The sequence below is a fragment of the Bifidobacterium vansinderenii genome (genome assembly GCF_002234915.1).
Lineage (GTDB): Bacteria > Actinomycetota > Actinomycetes > Actinomycetales > Bifidobacteriaceae > Galliscardovia > Galliscardovia vansinderenii.
The window spans coordinates 1-15,684 of record NZ_NEWD01000003.1; the positions used below are offsets into that span (position 1 = coordinate 1).

At 64.0% G+C, this 15,684-nt stretch carries 9 protein-coding genes and 1 pseudogene; 1 reads left to right on the plus strand and 9 read right to left on the minus strand.

Going from position 1 to position 15,684, the window contains the following annotated elements; translation table 11 throughout:
- Nucleotides 1-721 (minus strand): annotated as a pseudogene (locus Tam10B_RS00840) (NAD-dependent DNA ligase LigA); the annotation flags it as partial.
- Nucleotides 722-789: 68 nt separating this feature from the next.
- The gene (locus Tam10B_RS00845) at nt 790-4,080 is read right to left on the minus strand and encodes a tetratricopeptide repeat protein (protein WP_408606616.1); all 3,291 of its coding nucleotides are present in this window, start codon (nt 4,078-4,080) and stop codon (nt 790-792) included.
- Between the two features lie 301 nt (nt 4,081-4,381).
- Here Tam10B_RS00845 and Tam10B_RS00850 point away from each other — a divergent pair, with 301 nt between their 5' ends.
- Nucleotides 4,382-6,748 carry a hypothetical protein gene (locus Tam10B_RS00850; RefSeq protein WP_143248488.1) on the plus strand — a complete coding sequence of 789 codons (2,367 nt, stop codon included), beginning with the start codon at nt 4,382-4,384 and terminating at the stop codon, nt 6,746-6,748.
- 534 nt (nt 6,749-7,282) lie between these two features.
- Here Tam10B_RS00850 and ppgK read toward each other — a convergent pair.
- The 7 genes from ppgK to Tam10B_RS00885 all read right to left on the minus strand — a co-directional run bounded on the left by ppgK (nt 7,283) and on the right by Tam10B_RS00885 (nt 15,580).
- Nucleotides 7,283-8,041 carry a polyphosphate--glucose phosphotransferase gene (gene ppgK, locus Tam10B_RS00855; RefSeq protein ID WP_093959399.1) on the minus strand — a complete coding sequence of 253 codons (759 nt, stop codon included), beginning with the start codon at nt 8,039-8,041 and terminating at the stop codon, nt 7,283-7,285.
- A 113-nt stretch (nt 8,042-8,154) separates the two neighbouring features.
- Complete coding sequence (locus Tam10B_RS00860; protein ID WP_093959400.1) at nt 8,155-9,360, minus strand: MFS transporter; 1,206 nt, start codon at nt 9,358-9,360, stop codon at nt 8,155-8,157.
- A 217-nt stretch (nt 9,361-9,577) separates the two neighbouring features.
- The gene (gene tpiA / locus Tam10B_RS00865) at nt 9,578-11,035 is read right to left on the minus strand and encodes a triose-phosphate isomerase (protein WP_093959401.1); all 1,458 of its coding nucleotides are present in this window, start codon (nt 11,033-11,035) and stop codon (nt 9,578-9,580) included.
- Nucleotides 11,036-11,041: 6 nt separating this feature from the next.
- The gene (locus Tam10B_RS00870; RefSeq protein WP_093959426.1) at nt 11,042-11,698 is read right to left on the minus strand and encodes a histidine phosphatase family protein; all 657 of its coding nucleotides are present in this window, start codon (nt 11,696-11,698) and stop codon (nt 11,042-11,044) included.
- 225 nt (nt 11,699-11,923) lie between these two features.
- On the minus strand, nt 11,924-12,964 hold the full coding sequence (locus tag Tam10B_RS00875) for a class II fructose-bisphosphate aldolase (protein WP_158214082.1): 1,041 nt from the start codon (nt 12,962-12,964) through the stop codon (nt 11,924-11,926).
- A 492-nt stretch (nt 12,965-13,456) separates the two neighbouring features.
- Complete coding sequence (locus tag Tam10B_RS00880) at nt 13,457-14,974, minus strand: MDR family MFS transporter (protein ID WP_233133515.1); 1,518 nt, start codon at nt 14,972-14,974, stop codon at nt 13,457-13,459.
- A gap of 117 nt (nt 14,975-15,091) precedes the next feature.
- Complete coding sequence (locus Tam10B_RS00885; RefSeq protein ID WP_093959403.1) at nt 15,092-15,580, minus strand: MarR family winged helix-turn-helix transcriptional regulator; 489 nt, start codon at nt 15,578-15,580, stop codon at nt 15,092-15,094.
- Nucleotides 15,581-15,684 lie beyond the last annotated feature (104 nt).

The following is a 15,684-nucleotide window of genomic DNA, read 5'->3' on the forward strand; positions in this document are numbered from 1 at the left end:
GCGCATGAACACCTCGCCACGCACCTCCACCATGTCGGGGATGTCGCCGGACGGGCCGCCGAGATTCTGCGGAATGTTGGAGATCGNNCGNGCGCGCATTCATGGTGATGTCCTCGCCGGTCACACCGTCACCACGCGTCAATCCCTGCTCAAGCACGCCATTGCGATAGATCAGATTCAACGCCAGTCCGTCGATCTTCACCTCGCAGCTCATCGGCAGCGGCTTGCCGTCGGGCCAGTCAAGGTCACGGATCACGGAATCGTACCAGTCGCGCAGCTCCTCGATGCTGAACACGTCGTCAAGGCTCATCATGCGGGAGGGGTGCCTCACAGACGCGAAGTCGTTCGAGAATGTGCCGCCGACGCGATGCGTGGGCGACTGCGGGGAATCCAACGCCGGGAACTCGGCCTCCAACCGCTGAAGGCAGCGCATGCGAGCATCGTACGCGGCGTCGGACGCCACCGGCGCGTCGTTGACGTAGTAGGCGATCTGGTCGGTCTCCACCCATGCCGCCACCTTGGTCCACAATCTGGCCGCCGCCTCGGAGCTCATGGACGACACGTCAAGACGCTCCAATCGCAGCGCGTCGGCATCGCTCTGCGTGAGCGCGGCGATCCAAGCGAACGATCCGGGTTCTGCGGCGGCCACGGGAGTGTCCTCCACCACGTCGCCGTCCCCGTCGAAATCCCAAGCCAGTTGCGCGTCGTGGGCGGAGCCCATTGCCGAATTCGTCATGCAGAGTCCTCTATGTAGCCGAACAAATCTACGAACACTCTACCTACGACCGCCTACGCGCTCAGCGAGCGCAGGAACTGCAACTGGATGGCGTCCATGCCGTCGCCGTCGGCGGTCATGCGGGCCGCCGCCATCGACAGCGTGCGGGCCGGCACGAACAACGCGTTGTCCACGCTCACGCGGGCCGCATCACGCACGATTGACGCCACCTCGCTCTCCGGCCATACGGGCATCTCATGCTCGCGCAGCACGGCCTTCGCCTCATCCACGGTATGCGGCACGGCGATGCACTGCGAGCGCGCGCGAGCGAACAGTTCATTGAGTTCCGAATCGATCGACCCCATGGCGTCCGGCGAGATATGGTCGCTCATCAGATATGCGGCCGCGGCGATGTCGAAGTCGTCGCGCATCCACTCCGCGTAGGCCAGACGGTAGTAGGCGAATGCGGCGTCGTCGCGGTCGAGCGACACGCGCAGCGCGTTCAGGCATGCGGCGCGCGCCGAATCCCAGTCCTGCGTGTTGGCCAGTTGGATGGCGAGCCGCAGATGCGACAGCGGGTAGGCGGGCGCGTAGACCACCATGGCGTTGAGATGCGGCAGCGCCTTGGCCGGTCCTAGGATCTGGGCGAGCACGTCGGCGAGTTCCATGTGCGCGTAGAACAGGTTGTCCGGAATCAGCACGGTCTTCTCATCCGGCGTGGCGAACAGACGGTTGTAGACCACGCGTTCCGCATACGAGTTGAAGTAGCGGGGCACGCCGCCGGTGGAGGCGAACAGCTTGTCGAGATGCTCCACGGCGGATTCGGCCACCTCCACGGCCTTCTGCGCCTCACCGCCGAACAGCAGGTCGCGGGCTTTGACGCGCTCGGCGTCAAGCCGGTCGGCGAGCCCGAAGTCGGGTTCTGGAGTGTCAAGCCCGTCGATGATCGCACTGGTCACATCGCCGGCGACATCGTTGAGCTCGGGGTCGCCGATGCGATGGATGACGTCCATGGCGCGGTGCGCGCGTTCCACGGAGGACAGCGAGTCGTCGAGCACCAACCGGTGGAAGTGGTTGATCGCACGCTGCAGCACGTCCACGCGCTGAATGGACAGGTCGAGCGTATCCTGCGCGCCAAGTACCCTGGCCACGGGCGCGGGGAACCGCTGCTCGCTCAGTTCGGGCGCCTCCTGCGCGCCGGTGGGCGAATACATGGCGTCGCGCAGATCGAATTCGGCGTCGATCGGCTTGAGCCCGTCGTTGCCGTCCACGTCCATGGTGGCGTCGAACGCACGGTAGAGGTGCTGCGGGCGGGCGAGGCCATCCTCGTCGATCATGGTGAGGAAGCGCTCGCGGGTGAAGGTGACGGTCACGAGGTTGCGCACGGTGGGGTTCTTGCGCAATGCGGCGATCGGATCGCTGTCGGTGTCGGCGTCTCCGCTCTGGCCGGTGCCGTCGCTCACGTCGAATGGATCGTCCGTGTCCTTGGCGTCGCCAAGCGCACCGATGCCGGTGCCGTCGCCGGTGCCGTCGGGCATGGAGAACGCCATGGCGTCGATGTCCACGCCTTTCATAAGGTTTTCGAATTCGCGGTCCACAGATTCGTTATCGGACGTGGAGGATGCGGCCGTGCCGAGATCGCCGGTTTCTCCGGTGGATGTGCCGTCGGAGTCGTCGACGGGCGGCTGGGGCGTGTCGACTTCGGGCGGGGCCAGCTGGCGTGCGGCGCTGCCGTGCACGTCGCCGTCTTTCGGGTCGGCCTTGGTCACGCCGCCGATCGTACCGCCGGAACGCATGTCCTCGAACATGTGCAGGGCTTCGCTCATCATCGAGGAGATCGCCGAATTCTGTTCGGCCACGGCCTCCTCGAGGCCTATGGAGTCCACGTGCAGCGACACGCGTTCCACGTGGTCATCCACGCCGAAGGCGAGCGCGGCGAGCATGAGTCCGACGCGCAGGTTGTAGTCGGCGGAGAGTGAGGCCCGTTCGGACTGGCTCAGGTCCACCCATGTGCGTCGCCGCTCGTCGTAGCGGTTGGTCGGCATCATCGAGGTGCCTGCGGTGGTGAAGCCGATGGCCACGTTGCCGTCCTGCAGGCTGGCGCGGAATTCGACGTCGAACCGGTAGGGCAGGCGCAGGCGACGCACCAGAGAGGAGAAGGTCTGCCGGTACACCCATTCCGAGCCGTTCGCGTCACGGACCGTGTCATGCGTGGACGGTGATTCCACGGGGTCGGGGAATTCGGTGGCCGTCTCGACGGCGGCTTCGCGCGCGGCCTCGACCATGGCGGAGAGCGCGGCGGTGCCGTCGTCGTGTACGGGGTCGAATCGTTCGCCCGGGTCGTCCTCGATGTCGAGCGCGGTGATAGCGGGGTTGGTCAGCAGCGCCCAGTCGAGCTGGGACGCCTGGGCGCGGGTGACGGTGTCTTCGGTGGGGTATGCGCCGAGCCGGGCGTTGCGTTCGAGCCACATGCTTACGGCGGCGAACCGGTTGAGGTTGCCTTCGATGCGCAGCGAGGCGAGCGCCGCGGGGAATTCGAGCCCGGAATCCCAGCCGAAGAAGTAGCCGCCCGAGTAGGGCGAGGTGTACAGGTGCAACGGTTCAGCGCCATGCACGGCCTCGAGGCCTTCAATCTGGTCGAGGGCGCCGGCCTCGTTCATCAGGTCGGCGAAGAGGACTTCGAGTCCGGAGACGCGCATGCCGTGGGCGCGGGCCTGCAGCGTGTCTTTGACGCTGCGGCGGATCGCGCCGATGGGTGCCTCGCGGCGCAGTCTGCGGAAGATGTTGCCCGATCCGAATCCGATCATGAATCCGTCGACCCGCGGCAGGAAGTAGACGGCGAAGAACGCGATGGCCATGGCGTCACGGTATTCGAGATCGGCGCGCAGTTCCACGGGCAGGTCGGCGCGCAGCTGTTCGAGCGTATACCGGTTGTCGGTCTTGAGCCAGGATGCCAGCCACATCATGTCGCCGTCGTCGCCACGGCCGACGATGCCGCCCTGCAGCACGTTCATAACATCGTCGTCCGTCGCGGTGTTCGCGCCCGGCCGGTCGGTGCCGTCGAGACGGCTGGCCGGCACGTGGATCTCGTTCTCCTTGGCGAACAGGAACACGGGATTGTCCCGCTGCGTGTCGGGGTTGATGTCGGGGCCCGCGAAAATGCGGCCCTTGTTGTCGACGAAGGCGATGGGCGTGCAGTGATTGCGGTCGGTGAACACGGCCAGAGAGAATCCACGGCCGTGCGTCTGCGGGAACTGCGCCCATCCTACGGACAGGCCGTCGGGCACTCCCGGCATGGCGGGCAGCAGTCGTCGATTGACCAGCGGTCCGATGCGCCTGGCATGTGCGGCGAGTTCACGAAGCATGTTGCCGTCGATGTTTCGCGTGGCATTCCCGCCGTTCGCGGCCGTGGCGTTCTGGTTCGTGTCGGCGCCGGGTTCGAACGATTCGGAGGCCGCGCCGTCGTCGGTCCCGCCGGTGGCGAATCGTGATGTCAGCGTTTCCAATTCCCCCAACGCCCGGTGCAGCATCCGCCCGTATCGGGAACGTTTGCGACCATTGTTACGCCGGTTGGAGGATGAAGTAGACATACCGTTCATTGTCACAATCCTCACCGACATAGACCGCGTTTCATGCCATCAGAGAACAGTCTCCTACAATGGGCGTGTGAATTGCCGTACCTCCTCCCCCGCCGGGTCGCATGCCAGTGTCATGCGTCGTCTGGCGCGCCATCGTATCGGCCTGCTGGCCGCGGCGATCATCATACTGATCGAGATCACGTTGGGCAATCTTCCGTTCTGGACATCGATCGGGGCTCCGAAGCCCACCGCCGTGAACGACACGCACGTCATGCTCGGCGCCGGACTGGTCGAAAGCGGCGACGGCGTGCTGCGCGTCACCGATCCGACCGCGGCATACATCGACGTATCCGTCGCAGACGAACAGGTGCGCTACGTACGGTACGATTTCGGCGGCGGTTCTCCCCGGAAGGCCTCCGAACACGGCGAAAGCGCCAAATTCTCCTGGAATCCGAGGGTTCGTCTGGATGCCGGCACCGCCGACGCCGCGGATACGACCGATGCCGCAGTCACGACCGACGACAGTGTGCGTTGGCATACCGGTCGTGTGGTCGGCGTCAGCCATGGGGTCAAGGCCACGCATGTGATACGCAACCGCGCGTATGACGGTGACGTCGTCCGTCTGCGCCTGTGGGTTCAGGAATCCAGCGGCACGCAGTTCGCGTTCCATAGGATCGTCGTCAACGTGCATCCCTCGTTCCGCATCAGCCCCGTACGCATATTGGTCATGGCAGCCGTGGCCGCCATACTGATCGCATTGCGGCCCCGTTCGCGCCTGTACGCCATGCCGTTGGATACCGCCGACCGGCGTCAGCGTCTCGCGCTTGCCGCGGCCGTGGTACCGTTTCTGGTCGCGTTCGGGTTCACGATCTGGTCAGGCATCAACCAGGGTCCACAGGTGTTCCATCGTCCGTTCGCCTACACCTACGACATGGACCAGTACGCCCGTCTCGGCGACGCGCTGCTGCACGGCCGTCCGTGGCTTGATCTTCCGGTGCCGCAGGAGATCATGAATGCGAGCGATCCCTATGATGTGGCGTTCCATGAACGGCTGCTCGCCACCGGCACCAACGAGGTGTATTGGGATCACGCGTACTTCAACGGCCACTGGTATTCGTATTTCGGCGTGGTTCCGGCACTGCTGCTATTCGTGCCGTTCCAGGCGATCACGTCGTTGTGGATCAGCGGCGGCGCGTGGCTGCCCGCCTCGGTGGCGACGGTCACGTTCCTGATCGGTTTTCTGGTGTTCGGACTGCTGCTGGTGGTGCGTCTGTTCACCCGGTTCTTCCCCACGGCAAGCGTGGGATCCACGGTGCTGGCGATGATCACGTTCGCCTGTGGTTCGAACGCGTGGGTGCTGTGGATGCGCCCGTCGTTCTATGAGATTCCCACGGCGTCCGCGCTCATGTTCACGATGATGGGACTGTGGTTCTGGCTTGGTGCGCGCAGCGGCGGCGCCGACGCGTATGAGGGAGGCGTGCCGGACGATCGCGGGGCATTCGCCGATGATTCTGACGCCGGCCGTCTGTCGCGCGCCCGTATCGCCGCGGGTTCGCTGTGCATGGCACTCACGTTGGGGTGCCGTATGACGTTCATCTTCTGCGCGCTGTTCTTCCTGCCGATCTTCGCCGACGAGATTCGTTCGGGGCTGGTGCTCCGTCCGATCGGCATGCTGCTGCCGCGCCGCTGGCGTTTGGGTTCGTGGAAGACGCAGGCGCGCGGCCGCCGCGTACCGCCCCATGTGTTCGCCTCGTGGAGGAACGATCTGGTGGCGCTGCTGCCCGCGTTCATGGTGTTTGCCGGACTGTTGTGGTACAACCTGTGGCGGTTCGGTTCGCTGCTGGATTTTGGCAATGACTACCAGTTCACGGTGGTGGATCTGACCCGTTACCGGGAGCCTCTGGTGGTGCTGCCGCAGATCGTGGGCTACTACCTGTTCCAGCCGCCCCGACTGACGGGAACGTTCCCGTGGCTGACGGTGCCGTATACGCCGGTGAGTCCGTGGCAGTATCATGAGCGGATCATCGGCGGACTGTTCTGGATGATTCCGGTCTGTCTGCTGGTGTTTCTGATCCCGCCCATGCGGCATGCGCTGCGTCGTCACCGCGCGTGGGGTCTGACGTGCATGTCGCTGATGCTGGGCGTGTTCGAGCTGCTGTTCGTCAGTTACAAGGGTGGTTTGGATTGGCGGTACGCGTGTGATTTCTCGTGGCTGTTCACGCTGCCGGGAATCCTGATGATCCCGATCATGATGGAGTGGACGCGCACCCGTCTGATGCTCGAGTCCCCGGGGATCACGCGTACGGCCCGAATGGCCCGCGCCGCGGTGATCGTTCTGGTGCTGTGGACGTTGTTCATGACGGTGGCCAGTTCGTTCATGACCGGCCGGGCCAGCCCGTTGATCACCAGTAATCCGGTGGTGTTCTACACCGTCCAATCCTGGTTCGTCTGGTGATTTGTCGCCGTCACGGAGTGTCCCCTGCGTTGCGGAACGTTCGACGTACCTTTTGTACGCCTTCACATCCCGCGCCTTGGGGACACACACGTGACGGCGACAAATCCGGGTGGGATTGGAAATATGTGTGATGTTTGAGTCGTGGGTGGGTGATGACGTGATCCCTCCCTCAGTCCGACCTGCGGTCGGCCAGCTCCCTCCCCTGGAGGGAGCACATGGTCATACACCTGCGTGCTCCCTCCAGTGGAGGGAGCTGTCACGCTCCGCGTGACTGAGGGAGGGATCCACCCCACCAACGCAGAGGACATTGTGCCGCAAAAGTAAAAAATCCGCGCCACGAGTGTGTCCTCGGTGCCGCGGAACGTGAAGGCGTACAAAAGTACGTCGAACGTTCAGCGGTGCCGAGGACTTATGCTCGCAAAGTAAAAAATCCGCGCCACGCGTGTGTCCTCAAGGCGCGGAAGACGCAGACGTACAAAGGTACGTCAAGTCTTCCGCAACGCAGAGGACACTCCGTGGCGCGGATTTTTGCCCCTAGAAGGTGGAGGCGTAGTAACCGGCACCCACGATTCCCGCGTCGTTGAGGAGCTGGGCGGGGACGATGGGGGTCTTGATGTCGATGTAGGGGAAGAACTTTTCGTGCTTCTTGCTGACACCGCCGCCGACGACGAAGATGTCGGGGCTGAAGTAGTGTTCAAGCATGCGGTAGTACTTGGTGAGTCGCTTGCCCCACTTCTTCCAGGTGAGTTCCTTGGCGGTGCGGATGGAGTCGGCGGCATACTTTTCGGAGTCGCCCTTGTCGTCGAGCAGGAGGTGGCCGAGCTCGGTGTTGGGGACGAGGACGCCGTTCATGATGAGGGCGGTGCCGATGCCGGTGCCGAGGGTGGTGGCGATGACGAGGCCGTCGACGCCCTTGGCGGCGCCGTACTGGGCTTCGGCGAGGCCGGCGGCGTCGGCGTCGTTGACGACGTGGACGGTGCGGCCGGTCTGTTCGCACATGAGTTCGTTGATGTCGACGCCGACCCAGGACTGGTCGAGGTTGGCCATGAAGTCGAGGGGGCGGCCGGGCTTGACGGGCGCGGGGAAGGCGATGCCGATGGGGGTGCCGTCTTCGACCTCGTAGTGGTCGAGGATCTGCTTGACGATGCCGGCGACGGCGGTGGGGGTGGACTCCTCGGGGGTGGGGATGCGGAGTCGCTCGCAGGCGAACTTGCCTTCCTTGAGGTCTACAGGGGCGCCTTTGATGCCGGATCCGCCGATGTCGATGCCGAATGCCTGTGCGGTTTCAATCATGTGTTTTCTCCTCGCCGAGATTGATCGGTTGGCCCGCAATTCGAACCTATATGAACGAATGTACCACCGCAGGGGGTGGCGGCGGGCCAACCGGAGTGTGTTTTCGGGGCGTGTCACGCGTGGCTTGCGGCGAATACGCGCCTGAGGTTCTCGTGCATCACGATCATGAGGATGAGGATGGCGCCGAGGTAGAAGGGGTAGAGGGTGATGGTGATGTGGTTGGCGATGAGGCCGAAGATGGGCGGGGCGCTGAGGCTGCCGGCGTAGGCACAGGCCATCTGGACGCCGATGACGGCTTGGGATTTGTCGGCGCCGAAGTAGGCGGGGGTGGAGTGGATGACGCACGGGTAGATGGGCGCGCAGCCGAGTCCGACGACGATGAGGCCGATGAGCGGCATGAGGTCGCCGAAGGGCAGCATCATGAGGATCACGCCGCAGCCGACGAGCGCCTGGCCCATGCGGATCATGGTGTGGTCGGGGAAGCGCATGGTGAGGAATCCGCTGACGGCGCGGCCGGCGGTGATGCCCATGTAGAAGAGGCTGGCCCAGGCGGCGGCCTGGTCGGCGTCGATGCCGTGGCCGAGCACCATGTAGCTGGCGGCCCAGAGTCCGGCGGTGGTTTCGACGGCGCAGTAGCAGAAGAACATGATGAGGATGGATTTGGCGCCGGGGATGGCGAGCACGGCGATCGGTCCGAGGGGTTTGCGGGGTTCGGCCGTCGTGTTTTCGTCGTTGCCGCCGGTTTCGGCCGGGGATGCGTCGGTTTCGCCGCCGCGGGTCTTCCATAGGGGCAGGCTGATGAGGATGAGCGCGGTGAGTACGACCTGAAGGATGGAAACCCATCGGTAGCCGGAGTGCCATCCGTAGCCGCCGGTGAGGGCGTAGTTCATGATGTAGGGTCCTGCGGATGCGCCGATGCCCCACATGCAGTGCAGCCAGCTCATGTGGCGGCTGGTGTAGTGGAGGGCCACGTAGTTGTTGAGGGCGGCGTCCACGGCTCCGGCGCCGAGTCCGTAGGGGATGGCCCAGAGGCAGAGTACCCAGAATGAGGGGGCGAATGAGAATCCGGCGAGCGCGATGGCGGTGGTGGCGACGCTGAGTGCGGTGACTTTGCCTGCGCCGAGTTTGAGGGTGAGCCGGTCGCTCATGAGCGCGGAGACGATGGTGCCGGCGCTGATGATCATGGAGATCATGCCGGCGTATGAGACCGGCACGTCGAATTGCGGATACATGACGGGCCATGCCGCGCCGAGTACGGCGTCGGGCAGGCCGAGGCTGATGAACGCCACGTAGATCACGGCGAGCAGCAGGTTGCCCATGGTTCTCTCCTTGTTGGGATGGGTACATGCCGTTGTCGTTGATCGTTCGTCGCTGTGGTCTGACGTTGACCGTGCATGGCGACGCAATCTGGGCATGTACGTTCGTACACGTCCAGATTAGAACGTTCCAGCTGTAAGACACGCCGTAAGACCTACCAAACGGAAGGTAATTTTGGCGGTGCGGGAGACGCCATTGTCGCCCGCACCGCCGAATCGGCTACTTCAGGCCCAGTCGGCCGTCCTTCCATGGACGGTGCAGCTTGCGGTCGATGCCACGCAGACGCCACATACGATTCTGCGTGTCGACGTCGCTGAGCAGATAGCCCGCCACGAACGGCTTGCGGAAGCCTTCGAAGTCCGCGCCATGGCCGATCTCGCTGTAGGCGCGCATGCATGCCACGTTCGCGAATTCCTCGGCGAGCAGTTCATGCCGACGATCGGGATCCAGCGCGTCGTCGCATTCGATGAGCCACTGCCGGATCGAGAACACGCCGCGGATGCGTCGCTCGTCGATCAGTTTCATCATCGATTCGATCACGCGCAGACGGTTCGACCAGATCATGTCGCGCAGCACGTCGGCGTCGTCGTACCCGACGAACGTGTTGCCCGACGCGTCGGCCGCATCCTCGAGTTCGATCGCCGCCTGCTCCTCCAGCCACTGGAAGCCCACGGTGCGGTAGGCGGCCAGCGCCAGGGCCGCGCGCCATGCCATGGTGTCGGCGTGGTTCTGCGCCACCTTGGACGCCACGAACTGGTATGGCTCCTGCAGCGTGGAGTCGGTGAACTCCTCCACCGTGCGCTTGCCCGGACGGTAGATCGTATGGGCGGTGCGACGCAGACGCACGACGCTCGACTCGGCCACGCGATGGCAGATCTTGGCGAACTTGGTGGGGTCCAGGCTCGCGCCTCCCACCAGGAATCCGTCCACGCCGTAGCGGCGGATGATCTGCGCGGCGTTGTTCGGGTTCACGGATCCGCCGTAGAGGATGCGAACCTTGGCGGCCACGTCGGCGCCGAACGTGGCGTTGATGAAGTCGCGGATGTCGGCGAGCGCCGATTCGATCACGGTGGGGTCGGGCGGCGTGCCGGTGCCGATGCTCCACACGGGCTCGTAGGCCACGATCACCTTGCTCATGTCGGCGGGCGAGAGCAGTCGCACTGCGGAGACGAGCTGATTGAGCGCGTAGTCGATGCCGATGCCGTCGTCTCGTCCGAGCTTGGTTTCGCCGATGCACACGATGGGGGTCATACCGCTGTCGAGCACCACGCGCATCTTGCGGTCGATGCGCTCGTCGTCCTCGGGGTGGTAGCGGCGCTGTTCGGAGTGGCCGAGCAGCACGTAGCGGCAGTCGAGCGCGGCGAGCATCTGGGCGCTGATGTCGCCGGTGTAGGCGCCGGCGTCGAGTTCGCTCACGTTCTGGGCGCCGAAGGACAGTTCGCCGTTCAGATCGGTCTTGCGGGCCATGTCGCGGATGGCCAGCAGGCTGGTGAACGAGGGCAGCACGCCGATCTCCACACGGTTGACGACCGTGCCGGACTCTTCCATGCGTCGGGCCCAGTTCTGGCCGGAGCCGGAGTATTCCAGCAGCCACTGCCCTGCCTGACGGTGGTCGAGGTTCATCTTCCAGTTGCCGATGACCATCGGCGTGCGCACCGCGCTGTCGTTGTACTTCATAGTCGTTTACGCACCCCAGTTTTCGATGACGGACTGGCCCTTGTGGTCGCCGAGCACCACGTAGCGGGCGGTGCCGAGTTCGAACTTGCGTCCTTCCACGGGGGGCAGGTCCACCCACGCCATGGTCACCAGTCGCAGGATGTGCGAGTGGGCCACGAGCAGCACGTCCTTGCCTTCGTCGGTGATGGCCTTCGCTTCGGCGGCGATCTTCTTCGCGCGGGCGAACGCCTCGTCGAGCGTTTCGCCTTCGGTCAGGTTCACGGTGACCTGCTCGCCGTCGGGGAGGGTTTCGACGCGCTGGGCGCCGAGCGATTCGGGAACGGCCTGGGGGCCGTCGAACCACAGGTTCCATGCGCGGCCGAGCGCTTCGCTGATCTGTCCGCGGGTGCGGCCTTCGGCGCGACCGTAGTCCCATTCCATGAGTTCGTCACGGTATTCGGCGTCGAATCCGGCGAGTTTGGCGGTTTCGCTGGCGCGCCTAAGCGGCGAGCAGTAGACGGCGGCGAAGGGCTCCGGGTGGGCGGCGCGTACGCGTTCTCCGGCTTCGACGGCCTGCTGACGGCCGGTGTCGGTCAGCGGGACATCGGTACGTCCCGTGTGCTGTCCGGAGACCGCCCAGTAGGTCTGTCCGTGACGAAGAAGATACGCTTTTCCTGGCTTCATGATGATGTTGGCTTTCCTGTGTTGTGTGATGTACTGCTGTGTACGACGATGATGGTCGCGCGTCCGTCGGAACGGCATGTCGGACGCGTATGCGGCCTTGGAATAGGCTCGCCGATGGGACGTCGTTGCCCCTCGGCGCATGATGGATGTGTCGGGGTGGCGGTCGAACCGTTCGGTTTTCACCGATGGTTCGACCGCGATGCGATTGTCATCCGCGCGTGGCGATCAGGCCACGACCGGATCGAGCACCGACTTGTAGTCCACGGTCGTGGCGTGGCCGGCGCTGCCGAGCAGCTGCGCGACCTCGACGACTTTGGCGGTCATGGCCTTGCGGCCGGCCGCGTTCCACTTGCGCGGGTCGAAGAACTTCTTGCCTTCGCGATGGGAGCGCTGCTTGCCGTCGGCGGCGACAAGGAACGCGTCGATGCCATTGGTGAACTCGTACTGGGTGTCGGTGTCGACGTTCATCTTGACCACGCCGTCCTTGACCGCGGCTCGCACGTCATCCTCGGACGAGCCGGAGCCGCCGTGGAACACGTACATGTTGCGCACGCCGGTCTTTTCGGCGATCTCGGAGAGGAGTTCGGGCTTGAGGTGCGGGATGACGGCGGTGCCGTGTGCGTTGCCGAATGCCACGGCGAGCAGGTAGTCGTCCTCGTCGAGTCCGGCGTCGGTGAAGGTCTTCTGAATCACGGCCACGTCCTCGGGGGTGGAGTAGACGGCCTGATCGGCCACGCCGTCCTCCATGCCGCCCCACTTGCCGCCGGCCTCGACCTCGAGCACGCCGTCGACGGCCTGGACCATCGGCAGCAGTTCCTTGATGGTGGCGGCGTTGTCGTGGATCTCATCGTGGGATCCGTCGAACATGAACGAGTCGAAGATCTTCTCCTCGCCGGCATCCTTGAGCTTCTTGAGCTCCACGAGCAGCGGCTTGAGCCAGGTGTCCACGTAGTCGGCGTGGCAGTGGTCGGTGTGCAGCATGATCGGCACGTGGTGGCTCTTGCGCAGGTCGCGCATCATACGGCCGATGATGATCGAGCCTTCGACCGGATCACCCTTGGGGCTGGCCTGCTTGGCGCCTCCGATGCTCACCTGCACGAATCCGGCGCTGTTGGCCTGCTCCAGACCCTCCATCGCCGCGATGGCGGTGTCGAGATTGCTGATGTTGATGGCTGGGTAGGCATATCCCCCGTTGCGCGCCTCGTCGAGCAGGTGCTTGACTTCGGTGGCCGTCATCGTGAAAGTGCTTCCGGTCGTTTCGCTCATATCCGTCCTCTTTTGGAACCGTGTGGGAAATGCATGTATCGGGGGGATTCCCATGCGTCCCCGACATGACCCATGGTCCCACTTTCGGGGATGGAATTGCAAGCTCATTCGAAGGCAATCGGCGACAACGCCCAAAGCTCACATAATCAGCACTCAAGAGCTCACAAATACGTTCATGACGGTCGATTTGAACGAAGCAAACAAACATAAAACAGAACAGAATCGCACGACACGCGAACACGAACGCGATTCCATGTGCGTTTCTGTGCGCCGTGAGGCAAAATCGCACAGCAAAAACAAACATTTCTTGCGTCGATACCATACCGACTCCGTTTTCTTGACCATGCGTCCGCTTCGCCGCGGCTCCGTTTTCGCAACGGCCACGCCGACGCAAAACGGGAGCGGGCGCATCCGTCCATGACGGAAAGGCGGTACAACACACCTTCCCCAAGAACAGACGCACCCGCTCCCGTGATTCGCGACCGATATCGGTCAGGCCTTGGCCGCCTTGCGCACCTTGACGGCCTTGGACCCGAGGTCCTTGACCTCCACGTCGGGCACCTGCTCGGCGCGGGTCATGGCACTCAGCGACCTGATACGCAGGGACGCGATCAGACCAACGCAGACAAGCACCACAGCGAAGGCGAAGCCGAACCGCGAACCGGTGACGAACGCCTGGGCGGAGTCGGCGCCGGCGGCGATGGCGCGAGACTGGCCGGCGCCGAGCAGCACGGTGGCCACCGCGGTGGCGATGGCGCCCCACACCTGCTGCAGCGTGTTGAGGATGGTGCTGCCGTCGGTGGCGAGCTGCGGAGGCAGGGCCGCCAGGGCAGTGGACTGCGCCGGGCTCATCGTCAGCGGTACGCCGATCATGAGCACCACGTGTGCGGCGATGATGTAGCCGACGGAGCTCGTGGTACCGGCGAGCATGAGCAGCGCCAGACCAATCACCGACACGACCAGACCGGAACGGACCAAGATCTTCGGGCCGATCGCGTCGAACAGGCGGCCGGAGAGCAGTGAGACCACGGCGTTGATCACGCCGCCGGGCAGCATCACGAGTCCGGCCATGGCCGCGGGCACGCCCATGCCGTTCTGGATCTCCTGCGGCATGAGGTACATGGCGCACAGCGTGATGCCGAAGTTCATCATCACCACGATCGCGCCGGTGGTGAACTGCGGGATGGCGAACGCGCGCAGATCGATGACCGGCACGTCCATACGCAGCTGACGACGGCTGTACAGTGCCACGGCGATCACGCCGACGATCAGGATGGCGATCACCGCGGGCGACATGCCGAACTCGCTGATCAGGCTCACGCCGAGCACCAGACCACCGAAGCCGACCACCGAGGTCAGGCAGCTGAACACGTCGATGCGCGGACGGGTGAGCTCATACGGATTGACCATGAACACGAGCGCGCACACCAGCGCAACGGCCGCCACCACGGCGAAGAAGTAGAAGATCCAGCGCCAGCTGAACATGCCGATGAAGAATCCGGACAGGGTGGGGCCCACGGCCGGGGCGAACATGATGATCAGCGTGGTGGTGCCCATGGCAGCTCCGATCTTGTTCTTCGGGAACACCTCAAGCAGCACGGAGAACATCATGGGCAGCACCAGGCCGGTGGAGATGCCCTGGACCATACGGCCGGCAAGCAGCACGGGGAACGTGGGCGCCAGACCGGAGATCAGCGAACCGATCAGGAACGCGGCCAGCGCCACGATCAGCAGGTTTCTGGCGCGGAACCACTTGAGCAGCAGTCCCACGAACGGCAGCACCACGCCGATCACCAGCATGTAGCCGACGACCAGCCACTGCGCGGTGCCGGCGGTCACGCCGAACGTCTCCATCAGACTGGGCAGCGCGATGTTCATCGCCGTTTCGCTGAGCATGCCCAGGAACGCGCCCAGATACAGTCCAAGCATTACCAGCGTGGGGTGCTTCACATCCACGCGGGCCTTCATCGTTTCATCGTGCCGTGTTTCCGGATGCCGTGTTTCGGCCATTCTCGTCTCAACCTTCCAATGTGCGTACAGTAACCGTTCGGGTCGAATCCGGACACGGCAAAGCGCACGCCCCGACGATGAATGCGTGAATTGCACGGCCATGGCGCCGGAACGCGGCTATGCCGCAGTGGATTCCCCCCGACCGCAGGCCTTGTCGACCGCGGTTCTGATTGCGTCGATCGTGACGATCATGGATTCGATGTCGTCCATGCTGACTTCCGCCATAAGCTCGTGTTCGATGCGCTGCCGTACGCCGACGATGTAGCGGTCGACGTATTCCTCGCCGAGATCGGTGGTACGGATAAGCACCACACGGCCGTCAGTGGGATCGGACGTCTTTTCGAGCATGCCAAGATCCGTCATCTCGCGAATGATGCGAGTGACGTTGGGCATGCGCATGCCGAGCGCGGCGGCGATGTCGGACACCCTGGAGCATCCGTTGTCACCACGCGTGCGACTGAGGGCATCGAGCACACGCAGGTGGATCGGGCGAACGCCCTTGGGCAGTTCGGGGACCAGCGTCGGCACCGAGGCGGCGGTACGCATGGCTTGCAGAATCCTGTCGAGCAGGTTGATATCCATGACCTCCACCATATCCCGAAGCATGCTGGGATCTCGTTGTCGAAACGTTGACGTGTGTCACAATCGATATTTATTTATATATGATAATTATCTTCGATATATAGTTTACGATACCGCGGGACCATGCG

Bases quoted from the DNA above. Each gene is read 5' to 3' on its own strand.
- Tam10B_RS00845 (WP_408606616.1), bottom strand. From the start codon at position 4,080: ATGCTTCGTGAACTCGCCGCACATGCCAGGCGCATCGGACCGCTGGTC.
- ppgK (WP_093959399.1), bottom strand. From the start codon at position 8,041: ATGATTGAAACCGCACAGGCATTCGGCATCGACATCGGCGGATCCGGC.
- Tam10B_RS00860 (WP_093959400.1), bottom strand. From the start codon at position 9,360: ATGGGCAACCTGCTGCTCGCCGTGATCTACGTGGCGTTCATCAGCCTC.
- tpiA (WP_093959401.1), bottom strand. From the start codon at position 11,035: ATGAAGTACAACGACAGCGCGGTGCGCACGCCGATGGTCATCGGCAAC.
- Tam10B_RS00870 (WP_093959426.1), bottom strand. From the start codon at position 11,698: ATGAAGCCAGGAAAAGCGTATCTTCTTCGTCACGGACAGACCTACTGG.
- Tam10B_RS00875 (WP_158214082.1), bottom strand. From the start codon at position 12,964: ATGAGCGAAACGACCGGAAGCACTTTCACGATGACGGCCACCGAAGTC.
- Tam10B_RS00880 (WP_233133515.1), bottom strand. From the start codon at position 14,974: ATGGCCGAAACACGGCATCCGGAAACACGGCACGATGAAACGATGAAG.
- Tam10B_RS00885 (WP_093959403.1), bottom strand. From the start codon at position 15,580: ATGCTTCGGGATATGGTGGAGGTCATGGATATCAACCTGCTCGACAGG.